The organism is Pseudomonas sp. 2822-15 (assembly GCF_002742515.1).
Lineage (GTDB): Bacteria > Pseudomonadota > Gammaproteobacteria > Pseudomonadales > Pseudomonadaceae > Aquipseudomonas > Aquipseudomonas salomonii.
Window position 1 is genome coordinate 151,974 of the sequence record NZ_LJRY01000208.1, and the last position, 21,110, is coordinate 173,083.

The following is a 21,110-nucleotide window of genomic DNA, read 5'->3' on the forward strand; positions in this document are numbered from 1 at the left end:
TGGGGTATCCCAGTATTCCGACAGCGCTGTGCCGAGTGGGTCGATCACGATGAAACCAATACGTATCGCTTTGCTGGATGATCATGCAGTTGTTCGACACGGGCTGGCCACGACGTTGGCGGCCGAGACAAACTTTGAAGTAGTTGGCATTTATGCGCGCAGCCGCGACCTTATCGCCGGCCTCGCCTCGGTGCCGGCAGACTTACTGCTGCTGGACTTCTCCCTGAACCCCGACGAGCTGGACGGGGTCTCACTGATCCGCGCCTTGCGGGTCAAATTTCCCAGCTGTCATATCCTTGTTTTGTCCACGCATCACGACCCGGCGACGGTTAGCCTGGCCATGCGTGTCGGTGCCCGTGGCTTTGTCGGCAAGGGTGAAGAAATGGCGCAGTTGGTCAAGGCCATCCGCAAGGTGGCGGCGGGTGCGGTGTACCTGAGTACCGACATGACCTACCGCCTGGCGGAGACGGTGACCAGCGATACTGGCCAAGGCCGTGGCGATGCGCCTGACGCGTTGGTCCAGGCGGAGTTGACCAGCCGTGAACAGGAAGTCATTCGCTGTTACCTGGCGGGCATGACGGTGAGTGAGATTGCAGAGAAATTCAACCGCAGCATCAAAACCATCAGCACCCAGAAAACCGCGGCGTTTCGCAAGCTTGGGGTCACCTCGAACAACGAGCTGTTCAAGTTGAATAAACTTATCGGCACGCCATGACAATCGGGTTGTGCAGGGCAGTGTTATTGGCACTGATGGTGCTGGGCTGGCCGCTCGTCTGTGCGGGTGCCGTCGCGTTGAGCGACGAGCAACTGCAGTGGATAGCACTGCACCCCGTGTTGCGCGTCGGGGTGGTGGAGGGCTTGATTCCCTTCGAGTACATGAGCGGCGGGGAACTGCGCGGGCGGTCCATGCAGTATTTGCAGTTCGTGACGGCCGCTACGGGCCTTCGTTTCAGCTACGTGCCCGGAAATACTCTGGCCGCACGCGAAAGCATGCTGCTGGCAGGGCAAGTGGACCTGCTGTCCTCATACTTGCGCTTTCGCTCTGAGCCTGCAACCAAGGGCATTGTTGCGCTGGTTTACCACACCACCTCGCCGATCATCGTCACGCGTGTCGACAGCCCGGGTGTCTTCGACCTTGAACAACTGCAGGGCAAAAACGTGATGATTCCCGATGTGGAATATTACGAGACGATATTCCGGGACAAGGCCACCAAGTCCCATCTAATCAGAAGCACCTCGGCCCTGCAGATGCTGACCATGGTGAAGGAGGGCAAGGCCGAGGCGGTAGTGGCCTCGGAAACCTTTTTAATGCCTTACCTGTATCGACAATTCCAGGGCGTGCTGGAAGTTTCCGGCGTGGTCGGCAGCCAGATGTTGGATGTGAGCATGGCCGTGCGCGCTGATGACCTCATGTTGCGCTCCATACTTGAAAAGGTACTGGGCTCAATAACGGCGGAGCAGCGCAATGATATCTATGAGAATTGGTATCACGACCTGGAAGTGGACGTGCCGTCCCTGTCAAACATCGTCAATCATTATGCGCATGTGTTCATTCTCGGCGTGTTGGCGTTGGCCAGCTTGTGCGCGTTGGTCTATCGCGGTCATCGGTTGCGCCGGCGGGCATTGCGCAATGAACAAGAAAAATCCATGTTCCTGGCGGTCATGAACCATCAAATACGTTCGCCCATGAACGCCGTGCTGGCGGCGATGGAGTTGCTGGGGCATACACGGCTCAATCAGCAACAACGCCACTTTGCCCAACTGGCCAACAGTGGTGCCGACGCGATGCTGCGTTTGCTGGACGATGTGCTTGAAACCTCCGGGTCGCAGGTCAAGCCGAAACGCCTGAAGGTGGAGTCGACAGATGTGACGGCGTTGGTGCAGGCAGTCGTCGGGCTGCATCGCCTGCGGGCCAGGGAAAAACGCCTGGAGCTGAATGCGCACATCCAGGAGGCGTTGCCCCTGTTGATGCTCGACAGTGCGCGCCTGACGCAAATCCTGCATAATCTGCTCTCGAATGCGATCAAGTTTACCGATGCGGGCAGTATTGATATCTACGTTTGCCAGGTCGGCCTGGACGCGAGCAACGGCCGCTTGCAGATCGAGGTCCGCGACACCGGCATCGGCATTTCGGCGGCGCTGCAGGCGTCGTTGTTTCGACCCTACGCTCAGCATAGCCAGTCATACAAACGCGCGGGCGGCTCAGGCTTGGGGCTGGTGATCTGCCAGCAGTTGGTCAACTTGATGAACGGGACATTGACGCTCAGGAGCGTGCCGGGCACAGGCACCACGGTGACGATCTGCTTGCCCGTGGTCATCGCCTCGCAACCCCTTGCATCGCAACCGGCAGAGGCGCCATTAACGGCAAACGCTGGCAAAGCATTGCAGATCCTTGTGGTGGAGGACACCCGGGCGAACCAGCAGGTGTTGGGCGCACAAATCAACAGCTTCGGTGGCCTGCCGGTGATAGCCGGCGATGCCGCCCAAGCCCGCGCCTTGTTTGTGCACACCCGTTACGACCTGGTCCTGATGGACTGTGATCTGCCGGACCAGGATGGCTACAGCCTGACCCGCGAACTGCGCGGATTCGAACAGCAGGTGGGCCGACTGCGTTGCCCGATCATTGCCATCTCTGCCTTGACCGGTGAGCAACATCTTCAGCGCTGCCTGGTGGCGGGAATGGACGCGGTGTTGAGCAAGCCTATTCGCCTGGGGCCATTGCGCGAGGTGATTGAGCGTTGGTGCGACGTCACACTGGCAGACCCTCGGTTAAACCTGATGGCCCCCGTGCTGGACCAGGCCGGAATCAATCGCGAAGTGGCCGCTGACCTGGGCAGCCTGACCAAGGCGCTTGCGCTGTGTGATCGCTCATCCGCTCTGCACGTGACCCACCGTTTGCACGGCGCAGCGCTGATCATGGAATGGTCGGCGATGGGTCAGGCTGCCGGAAACCTGCAAAACCTGCTGCGCGCGCAGTCGGGATGGGATGACCCGGCGTATGCGCAGGCTTTGCGGTTGCTGCTCCAACAATGGCGTGACTTGGGCGGCGATCGGCAGGTTGATGCACTGCCTGCCACTCGTTCGCACCGGATGGTGCCTTGATGTGGCGCTTGTTGGCGGTGTTGGCGCTGATGGGCCAGATTGGTCTGTGTTTTGCGCAGGCCAACGCGCCGGCGTTGGCGTTGACACCACAGGAACTCGATTGGATTGCAGCCCACCCGGTATTGCGTGTGGGGGTGTTCGATAACCTGTTGCCCTTTGAGTACATCAGCGGTGGCGAACTGCGAGGGCTGTCGGCCAAGTACCTGGACTTGATCGCACGGCGTACGGGGCTGCGTTTCAAGTCTGTGCCGACCACCTCACGCAGTGCGCGCAAAGACATGCTGCTCAGTGGCGAGGTGGATATCTTGTCCACCCGGCGCCGGTCGGACGACCCTGCTGAAGATCGCGGCGTTCTCTATACCGCGCCTTACAACAACAGCTCGACCATCCTTATCAGCCGTTTTGACGATCAGCCGTTTGCCGAACTGGGCCAGCTCGCCGGCAAACGCCTGGTGATGCTGGGGCGTGAAGGCTATTCGGCGTTTTTGCGTGAGCGGGTGCCGGGCATCACGATCATTTCGGCCCAGAACGCGATCGACATGATGGCAATGGTCAAGGACGGCGATGCGGACGCCGCCATTGCTTCCGAGTGGTTGCTGATCCCGTATCTGTCTCGCCAGTACCAGGGCGTGCTGCAGGTTTCCGGTGTGGTGCCCGAGCAGCGTACCGGGGTAAGCATGGCGGTGCGCGACAACGACGTGATTTTGCTATCGATTCTGCAGAAGGTACTGGGGTCCATTTCGGGCGATGAGCGCCAGGCGATCTACGATGCCTGGTTCGCGGACATGAACCTCGATATCCCGCCCATCAAGGCCATCCTTGATCACTACAAAAGTGAGTTGTGGTTGCTGCTCAGCAGCGTGCTGATACTCATCACGCTGGTGTGGCAAAGCCGCGTGCAACGCCGGCGCGCCATCCATAACGAACGGGAGAAGGCGATGTTCCTGGCGGTTATGAGCCACGAAGTCCGTTCGCCCATGAACGCAATACTGGCCGCTGTTGAGTTGCTGGAGCACACCGCACTTGACGAACAGCAACATCACTTTGCGGCCCTTGCGAACAACGGCGCCAATACCCTGTTGCGGTTGGTGGACGATGTGCTGGATATCTCCAGGATGGAGGCCGGGCAATTGACGCTGAATGTGGAAGCCGTGGACCTGGGTGTGCTGGTCCAGCGCGTGGTGGACAGCCAGCGCGCGTCTGCCGAGGCAAAAGGCCTTGAACTGACGGTAACGGGTGAGCACCTGCGCGCCCCGTTATTGCTGGATGAACTGCGCGTGGCGCAGGTCTTGCGTAACCTGATCGTCAATGCCATCAAGTTCTCCGGCAGTGGCCAGGTCGAGATTCGGTTTCAGGTGCTTGAGGGCGATCGGCAACTGATGATTGAGGTCATCGACAATGGGATCGGGTTGTCCGACCAGGCACACGCCTCATTGCTGAGTTCATCCGCGCGTGCCAGGGGCAGTAACGGGCTGGGGTTGGTGATCTGCCAGCGGTTAGTGCAGTTGATGGGGGGCGAGTTGACGCTCAGCAGCCTCCAGGGCAAAGGCACCCGCGTGGGTGTGAGGTTACCGGTTCAATGGGCTGCGCCGCTTGATTCACCTGCGCAGGTGGTGCCTTCGCCCGACGAACCTGCGGGCTTGACGGTGTTGGTGGTGGGGGGCACCAATGTCGACCAGCAAGGGCTGGTGACGCAGTTGCGCGCGTTAGGTTGCCATCCCTTACCAATGGACGATGCCAACCAGGGTTTAAGGTTTTTCAATGCACACAAGGTTGATTTGATACTTATCGACTGCGACCTGCCAGCAGGCGCTGGCTATAAACTGGCCGGTGAATTCAGGCAGGTGCAGAGCCAGCGACAGCGTACACACTGCCCGATCATCGCGGTCTCACAGCTTACCGGCAATGACATGCTGGAATGCTGCTTTGAAGCGGGTATGGATGGCGCGCTGAGCAAACCCATTGGCGAGGGCCTTCTACGCGAAACCATTGAACTGTGGTGCGAGGTCAACCTGCTGCAACCCTCATCGGCGCCGAGTACTTCCGGGCCTGAAATACTTCGCAAACAGCTTGGCGGCTTGCTTGAGGCGGTAGCCCTGCGTGATCGCAGCCTGGCGTTGCACGCCGCGCATAACCTGCAGGCCGCCGCGTTAGTGGCGGGGTGGATAGACATCGCGACCACGGCTGACCTGATCGGTGCGGCCTTGCAGGATAAAACAGCCTGGCCAACTGTCGTTATTGCCGGTCATCTCAGCCGTATGGTTGAACAGTGGGCAGCATTAAGCGCTTGAGCGTTGCCGTTGAATTGTTAGGGTGACGGCGTTGTTTTTAGGAGCACTCCTATTGACCATAAAGTTGTCTGCAGAATAAAAACCCTCCTCGGTAGATTGAATTGTTTTGCGCGGCCATCGCCAAGTTAATTAATTAAAATCTGCAGGGCTTAGTTGCTTTTTCGGAGCAGTCCTATTTGGGCAGTTCGGTCACTTCCTTACACTTAACTCCGCAACAACACAGCCGTTCTCCTGCAACAGGGAACTCACTCTCTACTCAGCATCTTGCGCTCTTGGAGTTACTCATGGATTACAAAGCCCGCGTCCTCGCTGTACTGGTCGCCGCCACCGCCACTTCCGCCGCCATGGCGTCGGACGGCACCATCAATTTCAACGGCGAACTGAAAGCCGAAACTTGCCAAGTCGCAGTCAATGGCGCGGCAGGCTCAGCAGGCAGCACCGTCACGCTGCCGACGATTTCGACCGCTTCGCTGGCTGCACAGGGCCAAGTGGCGGGCCAGACCGGGTTCAGCATTCAACTGAGCAAGTGCTCTGCGGCGCTTAAAACCGCCTCTGCGTTCTTTGAAGCCGGTGGCTCGGTGGACCCGGCCAGCGGCAACTTGAAGAACTTGAGCGGCACCGCCACCAAGGCGCAACTGCAATTGGTTGACGCCTCAAATGGTAAAGCCATCAAAGCCGGTGATACCGGGCAAGTAGCGTCTACCAGCCGTATCAGCATCGATACAACAACACTGAGTGCCGACCTGCCTTACGCCGTTCAGTACTACGCCCAGGCCGCAACTACGCCGGGCACCGTTATCAGTAACGTGACGTACTCCATTAATTATCAGTAAGTCGCTCGCCAATGAACACACGCCCTGTGTGGTCGATAAAAGGGCGTGTTTTCTGGCGGCGATGGGACACTGTCATGCCTTGCAAACTTCCACTCAAACAGTTGCTGCTGGCAAGCCTTCTGGCCCTGGCAAGCGCCCAGGCCATTGCGGGTGTGGTGATTACCGGCACGCGGGTGATCTACCCGGCCGGACAGAAGGAAGTCACCGTCAAACTCAATAACAACGGCACGCAGCCTGCACTGATGCAGGCGTGGATCGACACCGGCAGTGTTACATCCACTCCCACCAGTTCCAAGGCACCGTTTCTGCTTTCGCCGCCGGTGGCACGTATCGACCCGGCCAAAGGCCAAAGTCTGCGGGTATTGTTCACGGGGGCGGCGTTGGCCTCGGACAAGGAATCGGTGTTCTGGCTGAACGTGTTGGAAATTCCGCCCAAGCCCGAAGCGGGTGAGGACCTTAACACCCTGCAAATGGCATTTCGCTCGCGAATCAAGCTGTTCTATCGCCCCACCGAGTTGCCCGGAACCGCCACTGAAGCGATTGAACAGGTGCAATGGCAAGTGGTTTCCAGCCGTGATGGCTTGGGCCTGGCCTTGCAGGCGTTCAACCCGTCGGCCTTTTACGTGTCGCTGGTTGAACTGGAACTGGTGTCGGGCTCAGTACGTGCTCGCAGTGAGGACGGCATGGTCGCTCCGGGTGAAACCCGACAGTTCCCACTGCCGACTCTCAAGACTCGGCCTGCCGCCGATGCCCAAGTGGAGTTCAACGCCATCAACGATTACGGCGCGCTGATCCCGACTCGGAAAGCACTCAAGCCTTGATCAACTCCTGACGTCTTTACACGCGAGTTAATTATGCAAACCTCTTCCAGCTCCAGGCTTGCCCTGCGGGCGCAGCCTCGCTTTGCCTTGAATCCGCTTACAGCCTTGGTGCTCAAGGTGCTGGCCATCGCGCCTGGTGCATGGGGAATACAGGGCGTGTTGGCGCAAGAGGTGCAGTTCAACGACGCATTCCTGCCTGAGGACTCGCGTAACCTCGACCTGGGTAAATACCAGGCCGGCAACCCGGTGACGCCGGGGCAATACCGCGCCGATGTGTTGCTCAACGGCCAGTTGAACAGCCGTCAGGACATTCGTATCGAGGCCCAGCCCGACGGCAGCAAACCGGTGGTGTGCATGGACCATGGCTGGCTTGAACGTCAGGGCGTGGACATGTCCAAGCTGTCCGAACCGCTGGACACCACAGGCTGCGTGTCTTTGGGCAGTTTGATCCAAGGTGCCAGCGCGAGTTTTTCACCGGAGAACCAGGCGCTAGACCTCAGCATTCCTCAGGCCGCCTTGAAGCGTAATTCCCGGGGTTACGTCAGCCCTGAGTTATGGGACCGCGGTGTGACCGCCGGCATGCTCAGTTACACCTTCAACGCCAACCGTAATCGCACCCGCGCGGGCGACTATGACTCGGCGTTCATGGGCCTTAATGCAGGCCTTAATCTGGGCGACTGGCGCCTGCGCCACAACGCGTCAATGAGCTGGCAATCGCGTCAGGGCAACAAGTACCAGGCTCTGGACACCTACGCCCAACGTGATGTGACGGCGCTGAAAAGCCAGTTGACGGTGGGGGAGTCCAACACCAGTGGCGAGATCTTCGACACCTTGTCCTTTCGCGGCGTGCAGTTGGCCAGCGATGACCGCATGCTGCCTGATTCCATGCGCGGTTATGCCCCGGTCATCCGTGGCATTGCCCGCACCAACGCCCGCGTGACCATTCGCCAGGCCGGCAACGTCCTGTTGGAGACTACCGTAGCGCCGGGTGCTTTCGTGATCGATGACCTGTACTCCACCGGCTACGGCGGTGACCTTAACGTGAGCATTGCCGAGGCAGACGGCACCGAACAGAACTTTATCGTGCCCTATGCCTCGGTCAGCCAGTTGTTGCGCCCCGGTACCTCGCGATTCAGCTTCACCGCCGGTGAAACCCGCAACAACTTTGTCGACCAACAGGCACGCGTGCTGCAAGGCACGCTGCAATATGGCCTGAACAACACGTTCACAGGCTTCGGTGGCCTGCAGTCGAGCGACCACTACACGGCGCTGCTCACGGGCCTGGCGTTTGGCACGCCCATCGGCGCCATGGCGGTAGACGTGACTCACGCCCAGACCGAGCTGGCTGCCGGGACGGCCAAAGGCCAGAGCATGCGTGTGTCCTATAGCAAGAATGTACTCAGTACCGGCAGCAACTTCTCGGTGGCGGCTTACCGTTTTTCTACCGGTGACTACCTGGATTTCAGCAATGCCGTGCAACTGGTGGATGCCGAGAAAAATGGTTGGGACACCCGTATGTTCGGACGCCCGCGCAGCCGCCTGTCCATCACCGCAGACCAGACGTTGGGACCTTGGGGCCAAGTGACTCTTAGCGGCTATGCGCAGAATTACTGGAACCAGCCGGGCAGTGATGTGCAGTACCAGTTCAGCTACAGCAAGCAATTCAATCGCGTGAGTTTCAGCGTGAACGCCAATCGCAGCCGCATGGGCCTGGGCGATATGGAGAACAGCTTCCTGCTGACCATGAGCATGCCCCTCCAGTTTGGTGGGTCTGGTTATGGCCCACAGGTGACGGCGCAGGTTGGCCGTGACACGCGCGGCAACTACAGCGAGCAGGCCGGCATCAGCGGCACCGCGGGCGACGATCGCCAGTACGGCTACGGCGCAACCTTCGGGCATGACGGTGGCAGCAATAGCAAAAGTGTGGCGCTCAACGGGCAGTACACCGGCGCCAGGGCGATGCTCAGTGCCGCATTGGGGCGTGGCGACGGCTACACCAGTGCTTCCGTGGGCGCCAGCGGCACGCTGGTGGCCCATGCCGACGGTATGACCATGACCCCTTATCGTGGCGAGACCATGGCAGTGATCAGCGCGCCGGGTGCGCAGGGCGCCAAGGTGTCGGGCTATCCAGGTCTGAGGCTCGATGCAAGCGGTAACGCCGTGGTGCCGTATTTGCGCCCCTATGAATTGAACGAGGTCGCCATCGACCCGATCGGCAGTTCCCTGGACGTTGAATTCAACGAAACCAGCCAGCAGGTCGCGCCGCGTGCCGGCGCCGTAGTGCACCTCAAATACACCACCAACCAGGGGCGGGCAGTACTGCTCAACGTGCGCCTGGACGATGGCAGCAGCTTGCCATTTGGGGCCGGCGTAACGGATGGCGAAGGCGCCACGGTGGGCGTGGTCGGGCAGGGCGGTCAGCTCTACGCACGCATCAAGCCTGATACCCGGCAGTTGCTGATCCATTGGGGCAGCAAAGCGCATCAGCAGTGTGCACTGATCATTCCACCGGGCCCGGGCGAGGGCCAGCAGTTGCAGCAGCTGGACGCCGTGTGTGCGGCAGGCAAACAGGTCGCTGACCGCGTGCGGCCCAACACTATGCAAAAGGTACCGTTATGAACATCAGGGCTTTGATCAACTCGGGATTGGCAGTCATCGCATTGTGGGTAGCGGCGGACACGGCCATGGCGGTCACGTGCACCTACATGAATGGCATCCAGCCAGCGAATGGCTCCATGCCGTTGCAAATATCGGCGATCACCGTCGGGCGCGATGTGCCGGTAGGCGCCGAAGTTTATCGACAGAAGTTCAGCATGGCAGCGGGCCAGGCGGTAAAGCTGGAGTGCTTGTATGCTCCGTATGAACAGTCGACTGAGATTACGGTTGATTCGGGCTATGGCCTGGCCAATGTGACCAGCGGGGTGTATGCCAACAAAGTCTACAGAACCAGCATTCAAGGACTAGGGGTCGCCTTCACTAGCACGGGCGGCCCTCTGCCACGGGCAACGAGCAAAATTTGGACCTCGTGTACGCCGGGCTGGCGGTGCCTGGTCCCGTTTGACGGACCTTCCAATTTTGAATTGATATTAATCAAACTGGGCGATGTGGAACCGGGCGTGTTGGTGGGCAATACGTTGCCAACCGTGAGCCTATTTGGCAGTTTTGGCGACGCCAGAATGCTGGGCTTCAAAATGGGCATCTCCGGCAGTATCCAGATTGTGTCGCGCACCTGCAGCACGCCGGATGTGAACGTCCCTATGGGTACACATCAGACCAAGACATTTACGGGAGTCAACACTGCCAGCGCCTGGGTCGATTTTGCCATTCGATTAAATGATTGCCCGGCGTTTACGGGGACCTTCAGGACCACAGGTCCCGGTTGGATTTCCCAGAGCGGCAATTCACCCTCCGGCAGTAGCACGCCTGGCACCGTGGTCAATAACACCCTGCAATATCGCGTCGACCCGGCGCGGACTGCGATCAACGGCGGCAATGGCGTGCTGAGCCTCGACCCTACAACGGGCAGCACTGCACCCGCCGCCACAGGCGTAGGTGTGCAGGTCGCAACCCCTAACGGAATCGGCTTGCCTTTAGCGACGAATCAAAACAGTGGCCTGGCCCTGCGAGTGACCGAAAGCAGCTATTCAATCCCGTTGCGCGCCCGTTATCTGCAAACCCAGTCCAAGGTCACGCCAGGGCCGGCCAACGCGTCGGCGACGTTTACGATTATTTATCAGTGATGGAGTACGTAGGACTGATCGCGAGGATGCGAAAAATGCCAAATAAAGCACTCAGGATTCTGATCGCAGATGACCAGCATTTCTCCCGGTTGAGGATCGAGCGTACCCTGAACCAACTGGGTTACTACCGGATTGCGCCGATGCACCGGCTGGAGGAGGTATTAAGCGCGCTGGAGTATGACTGCGAACCCTTGGACCTGCTGATCATCAACGCTTCACTGGTGAAAGGCGTGAAATTTGATCTGTTTTCGTTCTGCATGGACAACCCGCACGTGCGTTACGCAATGATCTACGATGAAAGGCAAGCAGGTATACCGGCGTTTCTGGTGTGCCGTCAGAACAAGGTCTTGATCAGTGCATTGCCGTTGCCGGACCTCGACACGCTCACCCAGCTCATGGCCAAAGTTGATCCCAGCCTTGTGCCCACTGCACGCAACAGAGAAGTGGGGGTGTAGCTTCACTGTGGCTCATCGGTTGTTGCGAGTGCCATATCCCATGCGCGATGATCTGGCACTGTCAGCGCCTGGAGTACAGTAATGCAATCGCTACCCATCCCGCCCTCCATCAAGGGCGCGTTACTTGAGCTGCGCCCGCTGGAAGCCGGGGATTTCGAGGCCCTGTATGGCGTCGCCTGCGACCCGTTGATCTGGGCCCAGCACCCCAGCCCCACGCGCTACCAGGAACCGGTGTTTCGCGAATGGTTCGAGCAGGCGCTGGCATCCCCCAGCGTTGTGGTGGTGATCGACCGAAGCAGCAACAGGGTAGTGGGCAGCTCTCGTTACTACGACTTCAGTGAGCCGCAGCGTGAAGTGGCGATCGGGTACACGTTTCTGGCGCGTGAAAAATGGGGCGGTGGGGCCAATGGCGAGCTTAAACAACTGATGCTCAAGCACGCCTTTCAGTGGGTCGATACCGTATGGTTCCACGTCGGCGCCGACAATATTCGCTCGCAACGGGCGATGGAGAAAATCGGCGGGCAGCTTTCGCATACCTCAATAAAAACCTTCGCAGGGCGTTCGCAAGAGAATCGGTTTTATAAAGTTGAGCGGGCTGCATTTGAGCGCTCCGTAATGGGCGAGCGCTACTGATTTCGGCAATTCGATCTATATTCAAAAGGGCAGTCCCTTCTGGAGTGAATGATCATGTTCAAATCTCGCTCGTTGGTAGTCGTCATCACTTGCATTGCCCTGGTCGCGGGCTCGGCGACGGCGTTGGCTGATCCTGGTAACGGGAAGGGGCAAGGCCATGGCAACGGCAACGGCAACGGCCAAGGCGGGCAGGGCAAGAAGGGCAAAGGCGGCGATTCGCACTATGGTCCAAGCGTTGATCGAGGCAGCGTGCTGGGCGTGCTCGGTGGCTATCGTGATTATTGGCGGCCTGGCCCACCACTGCCCCCTGGCATACAAAAGAACCTCGCCCGAGGAAAGCCGCTGCCTCCAGGGATTGCGAAAAAGCTGGACGGCCGATTACTCGGCAGGCTGCCTCATTACGACGGCTACGAATGGCAGCAGGCAGGCACGGATCTGATCCTCGTGGCTATTGCTTCCGGGATCATCTACGAAGTGCTTAACGGCGCTTTTGACTAGTGCGTTGAAGGTCAAGTATCAGGGCTGCATGAAGTTCATTATGCCGACCCTTTTAAGTAGGGTGTCCTTGCCCTGATTCGTGACAGTTAGATTACCGGCCAATTAGCGCGAACCATTACGCATCGTGCTTCGCAGCAACGCGCGTACAAGTTCGTCAGTCATGTCGATAATGTCGCTTTTGAAATTCAGCCATTCATAATTGTTTTGTAGGGTCGCATGAGTGAGCCGCTCCTGGTTCCAGCGATCAATCTCGTTTCTCATTTTGACCAGATGTTCAGCGATCCTTGCTGCTTGAGTGCTCCACTTGCCAGGGCCAACTCGCTTGTGGCATGCAAGGGCGTCACGGCAACAGGCATCAACTGTATTGAATGTGGGTGGAAAAGACAGTGGATCATAGGGGCCGTCAGTCAGCGCTCTAGCGGCTTGGATTGCATCTTTGGCAGCTATTGCAAAAAATGCTGCTTTGGATTCTTCGTTCAGATCGTGTGAGCACCGAGAACGGAGTGAATCGAGAACCTTTTTAGCCGCAGCAAGAGGAGCATCCATTTCATCCAGATCAGACTGCCGTAAGGGATAGTTATTGAAACTCACACAGTTTAATGCTTCAGCGAGCGACGACTGTGCAGTGTTAAACCCTTCACGACTGCTGGAAAAATCGAGTACTTGCCCATCACTGATCGTGATTTTTTCAATCTGGCATGGTGCTCGGTAAACGTATCGTTCGTTTTCACGTAAATAAGCGGTGATGAGGTGAAAGTCATTACGATGAGGCTGAGATTGCTCTAACTGATCCTCAACGCCAGGTTGCAGGGAGCATTTTAACGCCAGCAATCGGTGGTGAAGGTCTATAAATTTGTTGACAGCCTCGGCATAAACTTCATCCAGGTTTATCAGCTTGGGCTTTGGCTTTATTTCAAAAGGGATAGCACCGCTATCCGCTATGTATTCCACGATACTGGCAAAGTAACCGCTCATAGACAGCCCATGGAGTTTCAGTACCTTTTCAGCTTTTTCCTTGTCTTCGTCCGCGACTCGCGAATTTATCTGTGCCATGACACCTTCCTCGTTGATCAGAAACGCGTAGCAGAGGCTTCGCTCTGTATGCCGGAAGAGTAAAGCATAATGCTTTACGGTAAAGCAATATGCTTTACGGGTCGTAATGGATTTAGCTGGATCTACCTATTCTTGCCAACTGAGGGGCAGCCTAAATGGCAGGGCCTTTCAACTCGATCCGGTTATCATCCGGATCGTTGAAATAAATCGACCAGCCAGTCCCGTCTGCGCCATAGCGCTGCTGCGCCTTCTCAGCAAACACACCCGCCTCAGCCAGGTGGTTGAGAATGGCAGACTCATCAAAAGGCTCAACCCTGAGGCAAACGTGATCGACGTTATGCCTCTGCTTGCCCGCCGGCTCCCCGCCTTCACGACCGATCGACCCGTTCACATCGACCAGGTCAATCAGGGACGTCCCGGCACTCAGGTGGATCATGCCGAGGTCGTCACGGCGCTTTTTGACGTCACAGCCCAGTACCGAGGTGTAAAACGCCAGGCTGCGGGTGATGTCCTTCACGCGTAAAACAACATGATCTATATGTTGGATTGAAAAGGTGCGCATTGGGATCATTCCTGTTTGATCATGGGTTTTGGTATCGCCAAAGTCTTCAACTTAGCTGATCCTGGAAAACTAGTGCTGTATTTAACCCGTGGTATCGGCCCAGGACAGTCAGCCAACCGGCTTGATGCAATGCCGGGTTTACTGCGTAGATCACTGATCTGCCGAGCTTTTTCAGCTTGCAATGAGCACCATAAAGGTACGCTTCGACCTTGCGTCCAAGCGCCGGGGTCTATATATTCCCAACCCTGCAACACCGCGCTACCGCCCGAATGGCGAAACTGGTAGACGCATGGGACTTAAAATCCCCCGCTCGTAAGGGCGTCCCGGTTCGATTCCGGGTTCGGGCACCATTTTACATTCCACTGGAAGCTGTTCAGTTCCTTGGAAGCCTTGAAAAACCTGCCTTCTGGCGGGTTTTTTTGTTTCTGCGTTCCGTCGAATTCTCGTCCGCTCTTCAGAGATTGGAGGATGGTTTGCAATTCGTTGAGCTGTACGCGCAATGCGTCCCGCTCAGCCTGCGGGGCGTGCAAATAGGTATGCAGAATTTCTGCTTCGGGCGCGGGTGTCTGTCGGCACAAGTCCTGATATGCGGAAGGAACAGGGTTTTTTAAGTGTGAGGTCGGCGGGCTGAAAACAGAACTTGCCTATACAAGGTGTTTAATTTTCATGGCGATCTAATGAAACGTCATTTTACTTGCGAACGCATGGCTGGATGCTCATGGGCGTTCACTTTCGGCATCCCAATGTCAGAAATGATCAAGTCGAATTGTGTATCGCGGGCTGTTTCCAGAGCAGTCTGTGGGTCATCTGAGCCGGAAGAGCGGTGATGTGTCCGAGCCATCAAGGGAATATATGAAGCGAGTCGAACGGGATTTCATCACTTTGTTCAATTATCTGTAGTATCAGGATTTACCGATGTCGGAGGCGCATGCGTTAGCGGGACGTGCCGATTGGACGATCCATCTTGTACTGGTCGCAAGGCAGTGCGCCAGGCTGTTTGGAGCACCCCTTGGCGCCAGTGAGCAGCTGACAAGGCACTGGGCACCTCGCTTATTCAACGACCGGTATCGATCACTGGACTGGAGAGATAAAGATTATGGCGAAAAGACCTTCCATGGAACAGCGCCGGGAATTCGGGAAATTTCTCTCTAGCCGACGTGCGCGTCTTGAGCCCAAAGAGTTCGGCCTGCCGGAAGGGCCGCGTCGCACGCAAGGGCTGCGCCGCGAGGAGGTCGCAGTGCTCGCCGGAGTGAGCGTCAGCTGGTACACCTGGCTGGAGCAGGGCCGCGATATCCAGCCTTCACCAGACGCACTGCGCCGCATCGCCAAAGTGCTCAAACTCGACCGTATCGAGTCCGCCCACCTGTTTGCATTGTCTGCGCTTGAAGCACCCGCGGTTGAAACTGGCGGCGGCGTCAGCGCAGGGCTGGAAATGCTCGTGCGTGCGATCAATCCCATTCCGGCCTATGTGCGTAATTCACGACTGGACATTCTGGCCTGGAACGATGCAATCGCCGACCTGTTCGTCGACTACGGTTCGTTAGAGCCCCATGAGCGCAACACCCTGCGCCTGCTGTTCCTGTACATCCCCTATCGAACCTTGATCCTGGATTGGGAGCAGATGGCGCGCGGGATGATCAGCGCTTTTCGCGCTTCCCGTGCGCTGGCGCAGGATAAGGCGCCTTTCGACAGCCTGATCGAGGAGCTGTCCGCCCTGAGCCCGGAATTCCGCGAGTGGTGGCAGGACACAGAAGTCAAAGGCTTCGACGAAGGGCGCAAGCGTCTGCTGCACCCGGTGAGTGGCTATATCGATTTCACCTATGTGGCCCTGACGCCAGAGGGACGCCCGGATCTTTCGATGGTGACCTATATCCCTCGACACACTGCCTATGACCCGCAGTCATAGGATAACAACACGCCTTCCTGGCTCTCTCGGGCTTACCTAATGTGACGGTCATCGCAGCGCACAACGCGCTGCACCACCGCCAACGAGGTGATACCGATGACCAACCTGAACGCTATTTCGACCGCCCCTGCTTTCGCCACTTCGCGTAACCCGGCGACCGGTGAACTGATCGCGACTTACCCGTTTCAGACCCAGAGCGAAGTCGAGCAACTGCTGGACGTAAACGCCGCTGCCTTCCGCTTGTGGCGTGCCACACCAATGCGCGAACGTGTCACGGCCTATCGTCGTCTGTCCGCAATCCTGCGCGAGCGTGCGCAAATCATTGCTGGGCTGATCACCGCTGAAATGGGCAAGACCCTGGCTTCAGCCCGCGCAGAGGTGGAGAAGTGTGCCGCGACCATCGACTGGATTGCTGACAATGGCCCGGCGATCCTGGCTGATGAGCCAGTCAACGTAGAGGGAGACGATCAGGTTCACGTTTCCTTCTTGCCCATCGGCACCATCCTCGCGGTGATGCCCTGGAACTTTCCCCTGTGGCAGGTGATTCGCGCGTCAGGGCCGATCATGCTGTCGGGCAACGGGTTCATGCTCAAACATGCCCCGAATGTCATGGGCTCTGCCTACGCGCTGCAGGACGCCTATGAAGCAGCGGGCTTCCCGAAAGGATTGTTCGTCAATCTCATCGCCGACAATGAAACCGTGGCTCGCACCATCGAAGACCCACGCATCGCCGCAGTGACCCTGACGGGCAGCATGCGCGCAGGTTCGGCAGTGGCGGCCACCGCTGGCAAGGCACTGAAAAAGAGCCTTCTTGAGCTGGGCGGCTCCGACGCTTTCATCGTGCTGGCCGATGCCGATATCGACCTGGCGGTCAAGGCCGCTGTCGAGGCCCGTTTCCAGAACGCAGGTCAGGTATGTCTCGCGGCCAAGCGCTTTATCCTCGAGCAACCGATTGCCGAAGAGTTCACCCGAAAGTTCGTGGCCGCGGTAAAACAATTGAAGGTCGGCAACCCCCTGGATAGCGCCAACAACGTCGGGCCCATGGCACGCGGCGATCTGCGCGAAGAGCTTGATGGCCAAGTCCAACGCACCCTTGCCGCCGGCGCGACTTTGCTGCTCGGTGGCAAGAAGATCGAAGGCCCAGGCAATTTCTACGAGCCAACTGTGCTGGCCAACGTCCAGCCCGGCATGGCCGCGTTCGATGAAGAAACGTTTGGCCCCGTCGCCGCCATTACCATCGCCAGCAATGTCGAGCATGCCATCGTCCTGACCAACACCAGTGACTACGGATTGGGCGGCAGCCTGTGGACACAGGACATGGCGCGGGCGCAACGCATCTCTCGTCGCCTGGAAACCGGTGGGGTCTTCATCAATGGCTTCCCTGCAACCAATGCGCGTATTCCGGTGGGTGGCGTGAAAAAGAGCGGTTACGGCCGCGAGCTCTCGCATTTCGGCTTGCGGGAATTCACCAATGCGCAGGCCGTATGGGCCAAGACCATTGGCTGAGCGCATCCACAATTGCCCTGACTTGCAGAGAGAAAAACATCATGAGTGATCGTTTCGCAAGCCCTGTCCTGCAGCCCGCCAAACTGGGCGAGCTGCAACTGAAGAACCGTATTGTGATGGCGCCGATGACCCGCAGCCGCGCGGACGATGTCGGTGTTCAACCTGACTACGTAGCTGATTATTACGGCCAGCGGGCAAGCACCGGACTGATTGTGACTGAAGCGACCAATATTTCGGCCCAGGCCCGGGGCTACTCGCGAACCCCGGGGATCTGGACTGAGGCGCAAATCGTTGCGTGGAAGCGTGTGACCGAGGCAGTGCACCGTCATGACGGCAAAATCTTCCTGCAACTCTGGCACACAGGACGCATGTCGCACCCTGACATGCACAACGGCGGCCTTCCTGTAGCGCCATCGGCGATCAAGCCTCATGGGCAGATCCGGGTTCATGAAGGAATGAAAGATTTCGTTACGCCGCGGGCACTTGAAACCGATGAGATTCCCCTGATCGTAGAGGATTATCGCCGGGCCGCCCAAAGCGCCCGGATTGCCGGTTTTGACGGTGTAGAAGTGCATTCTGCGAACAACTATCTGCTTGAGCAGTTCATTCGCGACAGCACCAATGTTCGCACAGACCGTTACGGCGGTTCGCTGGAAAATCGCCTGCGCTTTCCTCTGGATGTGGTCAAGGCCGTCATTGACGTTTGGGGCCCCGACCGTGTTGGCATCCGCATCTCTCCAGTGACTACAACGCCCGGCGAAACGCCACTGGACAGCAATACCATGGCCACCTTCGGTGCCTATGTTGCCGCGCTGTCGGACTTGGGGGTGCTGTATATCCATGAGATCGAGGGTGTCACTCAGTTAAGTCGCGAAGAGGTCAACGGCGTTGACTTTAAACAATTGCGGCAGCGCTTCAGCGGAGCCTATGTCGCCAACAACCAGTACACGCTGGATCTGGCCGAGCAGACTCTGGCGGCAGGGGAAGCGGACTTCTTTAGCATTGGCCGCCCGTTTATCGCCAACCCCGACCTGATTTATCGCTTGGGCAGCGGAGCGCCTTTGGCGCAAGCGCCTAAGGTCTATTGGTACGGTGGCGATTCGACGGGTTACTCGGACTGGCCTGCAATGGGATAAACCCTTCGTCGAGCTGAAGTCCCCCCCCTCAAAGCCGTCGCCAGTCGACGGCTTTTCCATGCCCGAATATAAAGACTTCGTTCCCAAGGATTGGCACAGCTTAAAGCTGATTCACGTCTATAGGGCGTCGGGGCGTGACGTACCGAGTCGTGCCGTGGCCCATGCGCGCCGCCCGTTGTTCTGCCTGCATGTAGCCAAACCCGTTAGCGAAGCAGGCGCTCCACTCTATTGTCGGGCTGTACGAAGTCGAGCGACATGCCCAGCCGCGCGCTTGGGTTCGAACGAGTTATTCGTCAGGTCGCTGCGCAGCGAGCCAGTGAGATCAAGCCTCTGCTTGCGCATCGGTGAATGCCTGACTGATCTGCGCAAGTTGTGTACGCTGGCTGCTTACGCTCTGGAAACTCATTCGAGATATCCCTATGAAACCCAATCCGACAATCGACAACGGATTACGCGTCGCATTGGTGACAGGATCGACTTCCGGTATCGGCGCAGCCATTGCACGTGTACTCAGCCGTGCAGGCTATGCGGTGGTGCTTCATTCGCGAAATTCTGCAGAGACGGGACGCGCCATGGTTGCCGAAATGAAGCAGACTGTTTACGTGCAAGCTGATCTTGCTGTCGAAGCTGACAGGGTCAGGCTTGTTGACGAGGCTATTGCCGCGTGGGGGCAGCTCGACGTATTGGTCAATAACGCTGGTATTAGCAGAGTCATTGCGCACGGGGACCTTGCGTCTGCAAGTTCGGCGGTGTGGCACGAACTTAACGAGGTCAATGTCGTGGCGCCGTTTCACCTGGTCGTTTTGACCGAGTCGGCATTGCGCGATGCTGCCCGTTACCGTCGAGCAGGCTGCGTCGTGAACATCAGTTCGCATGCCGGTATCCGTCCTAAAGGCGCATCGATCCCCTATGCGGTAAGCAAAGCTGCGCTGAATCACATGACCCGCTTGCTCGCGGTATCGCTTGGGCCAGAAATTCGCGTAAACGCTGTGGCGCCTGGCTTGGTCGATACGCCATTGACAGCAGAGTGGACAGAGGCCCAGGAGCTGTGGCGAACTCGCGCTCCTATGCGCAGGGCCGCCAGCCCGGACGACATCGCAAAAGCTGTTGCCATGCTGGTCGAGTCGGACTATTTGACCGGCGAGGTGCTCCTGTCAGACGGGGGGTTGAACCTGACCTAGGTTTAGCGTGCTCCTGCGGAGCAGGCGAAAATGCAAGTCACGCTGTTTCGCCGACTCGCTTAAACGCCGGACGGATCCCGTAGTGTTTCAGGGCGAGCGAAATTCTCCGGTCGGCTACAGTTCGCTAAAAACTTGGTGGCATCAACGGAAAAGCCCGACATTAAGTCGGGCCTGGTGGAGCATATTCAGTTATTTACCAGTTCATGACAGTCATCTCACGTGCCAGAGTTGTTAGAGAAATTGCGGCATTACAATGATCGTCCACCTTCGAATCATTGCGCGGCTTTGATAATCAGATCCGCGACTGCTTTCGGATAAGCGAGCATTGCGACGTGGCTTGAAGGCACTTCTATAGAAGTGGCGTGCATGCGCTTTGCCTGATCGCGTTGCTGCTGCGGCGAAATGATCAGGTCATTAGCGGCTACAACTGCGAACGAAGGCACCTTGTGCCAGGCAGCATGGGGAACTGGTTGACCCAGTGCTTTGCTGTTCAACGCGCCTTGAGTTGCTGCAATCAGTTTTTGTTCCGACGGCGAAAGGTCAGGTGCGAAAAACTTGGCGACGCCTGCGTCGCTGACCTTTAGGTAGCCATCGTGATCTTTTACGAAAGACGCCAGCCCTGGCATTTGCGGGTAGCCTTTAGCTGAGTCGTACACAGATTGGCCGTCATCGGGTGCGTAAGCCGCCACATACACCAAGGATTTGACCTTGTCGTTGACGCCGGCGTCGCTGATAACAGCGCCCGCCCATGAGTGCCCAACCAGAACCACAGGCCCTTGCGCATCGGTGATCGCGCGGTTGGTAGCGGCGACGTCGCTGTCCAGTGAGTCCAGCGAATTCTGCACCGCGACCACCTTCAGTCCAGCGTTCTCAAGTAATGGAATCACTTTGTTCCACGATGAACCGTCAGCGAACGCGCCGTGTACGAGTACGACCGTTTTGGCGGCCTGTACAGCGGCGGGATTTTCCTGTGCAGCAGCCGCAGTGGTAAGCGCAGCCAGCGTCAGAGATGAGATGAGAGCGGCAATTCTCGTTTTGGATTTCATCTTTTTATTCCTTGTGCAAGTTTGATTAGGGTCAGCATTGAGTCGTCAAACTGAGCGTCGTTGGTTTCTTGAGCACTATCGCCAGCGCCAGGAGCGCCACGAGTAATTGGGAAGTCGATAACCAGACCGCGTTCGAGGCTCGTGTGTCGATCGTCAAGCGCTTATTGCGCTGCGATGGATGCCACTCTAGGTAGGCTCAAAAATCCCAACAAGGAGTGTTGTTATCCTATGAGTACGGGTCATAGGCTCGACGGAAACCAAGATCATCTGCGGAAAGTTCGGGGGGCAAGCAGATAGGCATATCCTGGCAGTGCAATCGAAGCTAAGGTGAATCGAAGGGAAAACGT

General features: G+C 57.8%; 17 protein-coding genes and 1 tRNA gene. 15 read left to right on the forward strand and 3 right to left on the reverse strand.

The features are described 5' to 3' along the window. The first annotated feature begins 49 nt into the window (after positions 1-49). From AOA59_RS22060 to AOA59_RS22105, 10 genes are all read left to right on the forward strand, one after another. Positions 50-715: a response regulator transcription factor gene (locus tag AOA59_RS22060; protein WP_058420385.1), complete on the forward strand. Its 666-nt coding sequence runs from the start codon at positions 50-52 to the stop codon at positions 713-715. Further along, a complete protein-coding gene (locus AOA59_RS22065) occupies positions 712-3,102 on the forward strand; it encodes an ATP-binding protein (RefSeq protein WP_256593082.1) in 2,391 nt (796 codons plus the stop codon). Before AOA59_RS22060 ends, AOA59_RS22065 begins: the two co-directional genes overlap by 4 nt. Further along, positions 3,102-5,393, forward strand: coding sequence for an ATP-binding protein (locus AOA59_RS22070; protein ID WP_099489064.1), 2,292 nt, complete (start codon positions 3,102-3,104; stop codon positions 5,391-5,393). The genes AOA59_RS22065 and AOA59_RS22070 overlap by 1 nt, the downstream gene beginning before the upstream one ends. 284 nt (positions 5,394-5,677) lie before the next feature. Continuing rightward, positions 5,678-6,226: a fimbrial protein gene (locus tag AOA59_RS22075; RefSeq protein ID WP_017138856.1), complete on the forward strand. Its 549-nt coding sequence runs from the start codon at positions 5,678-5,680 to the stop codon at positions 6,224-6,226. 74 nt (positions 6,227-6,300) lie between these two features. Beyond that, a complete protein-coding gene (locus AOA59_RS22080) occupies positions 6,301-7,047 on the forward strand; it encodes a molecular chaperone (protein ID WP_058420383.1) in 747 nt (248 codons plus the stop codon). A 33-nt stretch (positions 7,048-7,080) separates the two neighbouring features. Beyond that, positions 7,081-9,666 carry a fimbria/pilus outer membrane usher protein gene (locus tag AOA59_RS22085; RefSeq protein ID WP_256593083.1) on the forward strand — a complete coding sequence of 862 codons (2,586 nt, stop codon included), beginning with the start codon at positions 7,081-7,083 and terminating at the stop codon, positions 9,664-9,666. After that, complete coding sequence (locus tag AOA59_RS22090; protein ID WP_099489066.1) at positions 9,663-10,787, forward strand: fimbrial protein; 1,125 nt, start codon at positions 9,663-9,665, stop codon at positions 10,785-10,787. Before AOA59_RS22085 ends, AOA59_RS22090 begins: the two co-directional genes overlap by 4 nt. Positions 10,788-10,822: 35 nt before the next feature. Next, on the forward strand, positions 10,823-11,242 hold the full coding sequence (locus AOA59_RS22095; protein ID WP_099489067.1) for a chemotaxis protein CheY: 420 nt from the start codon (positions 10,823-10,825) through the stop codon (positions 11,240-11,242). Between the two features lie 81 nt (positions 11,243-11,323). Continuing rightward, positions 11,324-11,875 carry a GNAT family N-acetyltransferase gene (locus tag AOA59_RS22100; RefSeq protein ID WP_099489068.1) on the forward strand — a complete coding sequence of 184 codons (552 nt, stop codon included), beginning with the start codon at positions 11,324-11,326 and terminating at the stop codon, positions 11,873-11,875. A gap of 54 nt (positions 11,876-11,929) precedes the next feature. Continuing rightward, complete coding sequence (locus tag AOA59_RS22105) at positions 11,930-12,373, forward strand: anti-virulence regulator CigR family protein (RefSeq protein ID WP_099489101.1); 444 nt, start codon at positions 11,930-11,932, stop codon at positions 12,371-12,373. A gap of 102 nt (positions 12,374-12,475) precedes the next feature. Here the strand turns inward: AOA59_RS22105 and AOA59_RS22110 are convergent, their stop codons facing one another. Together AOA59_RS22110 and AOA59_RS22115 are read right to left on the reverse strand one after the other, a co-directional pair. Further along, positions 12,476-13,426 carry a type II toxin-antitoxin system RelB/DinJ family antitoxin gene (locus AOA59_RS22110; protein WP_099489069.1) on the reverse strand — a complete coding sequence of 317 codons (951 nt, stop codon included), beginning with the start codon at positions 13,424-13,426 and terminating at the stop codon, positions 12,476-12,478. Positions 13,427-13,577: 151 nt separating this feature from the next. Then, on the reverse strand, positions 13,578-13,988 hold the full coding sequence (locus AOA59_RS22115) for a VOC family protein (protein WP_069787387.1): 411 nt from the start codon (positions 13,986-13,988) through the stop codon (positions 13,578-13,580). A gap of 263 nt (positions 13,989-14,251) precedes the next feature. Between AOA59_RS22115 and AOA59_RS22120 the strand changes: the two genes are divergently transcribed. The 5 genes from AOA59_RS22120 (at position 14,252) to AOA59_RS22140 (ending at position 19,717) form a co-directional block, all read left to right on the forward strand. Then, positions 14,252-14,338: transfer RNA gene (locus AOA59_RS22120), tRNA-Leu, on the forward strand. A 746-nt stretch (positions 14,339-15,084) separates the two neighbouring features. Next, a complete protein-coding gene (locus tag AOA59_RS22125) occupies positions 15,085-15,894 on the forward strand; it encodes a helix-turn-helix transcriptional regulator (protein WP_099489070.1) in 810 nt (269 codons plus the stop codon). A gap of 96 nt (positions 15,895-15,990) precedes the next feature. Beyond that, positions 15,991-17,400, forward strand: coding sequence for an NAD-dependent succinate-semialdehyde dehydrogenase (locus AOA59_RS22130; protein ID WP_099489071.1), 1,410 nt, complete (start codon positions 15,991-15,993; stop codon positions 17,398-17,400). 41 nt (positions 17,401-17,441) lie between these two features. After that, positions 17,442-18,536: an alkene reductase gene (locus tag AOA59_RS22135; protein ID WP_099489102.1), complete on the forward strand. Its 1,095-nt coding sequence runs from the start codon at positions 17,442-17,444 to the stop codon at positions 18,534-18,536. A 419-nt stretch (positions 18,537-18,955) separates the two neighbouring features. Beyond that, positions 18,956-19,717, forward strand: coding sequence for an SDR family NAD(P)-dependent oxidoreductase (locus tag AOA59_RS22140; RefSeq protein ID WP_074854555.1), 762 nt, complete (start codon positions 18,956-18,958; stop codon positions 19,715-19,717). Between the two features lie 272 nt (positions 19,718-19,989). On the opposite strand, the gene AOA59_RS22145 is transcribed toward AOA59_RS22140, so the two are convergent. Beyond that, on the reverse strand, positions 19,990-20,763 hold the full coding sequence (locus AOA59_RS22145; protein WP_099489072.1) for an alpha/beta fold hydrolase: 774 nt from the start codon (positions 20,761-20,763) through the stop codon (positions 19,990-19,992). Positions 20,764-21,110: the final 347 nt, after the last annotated feature.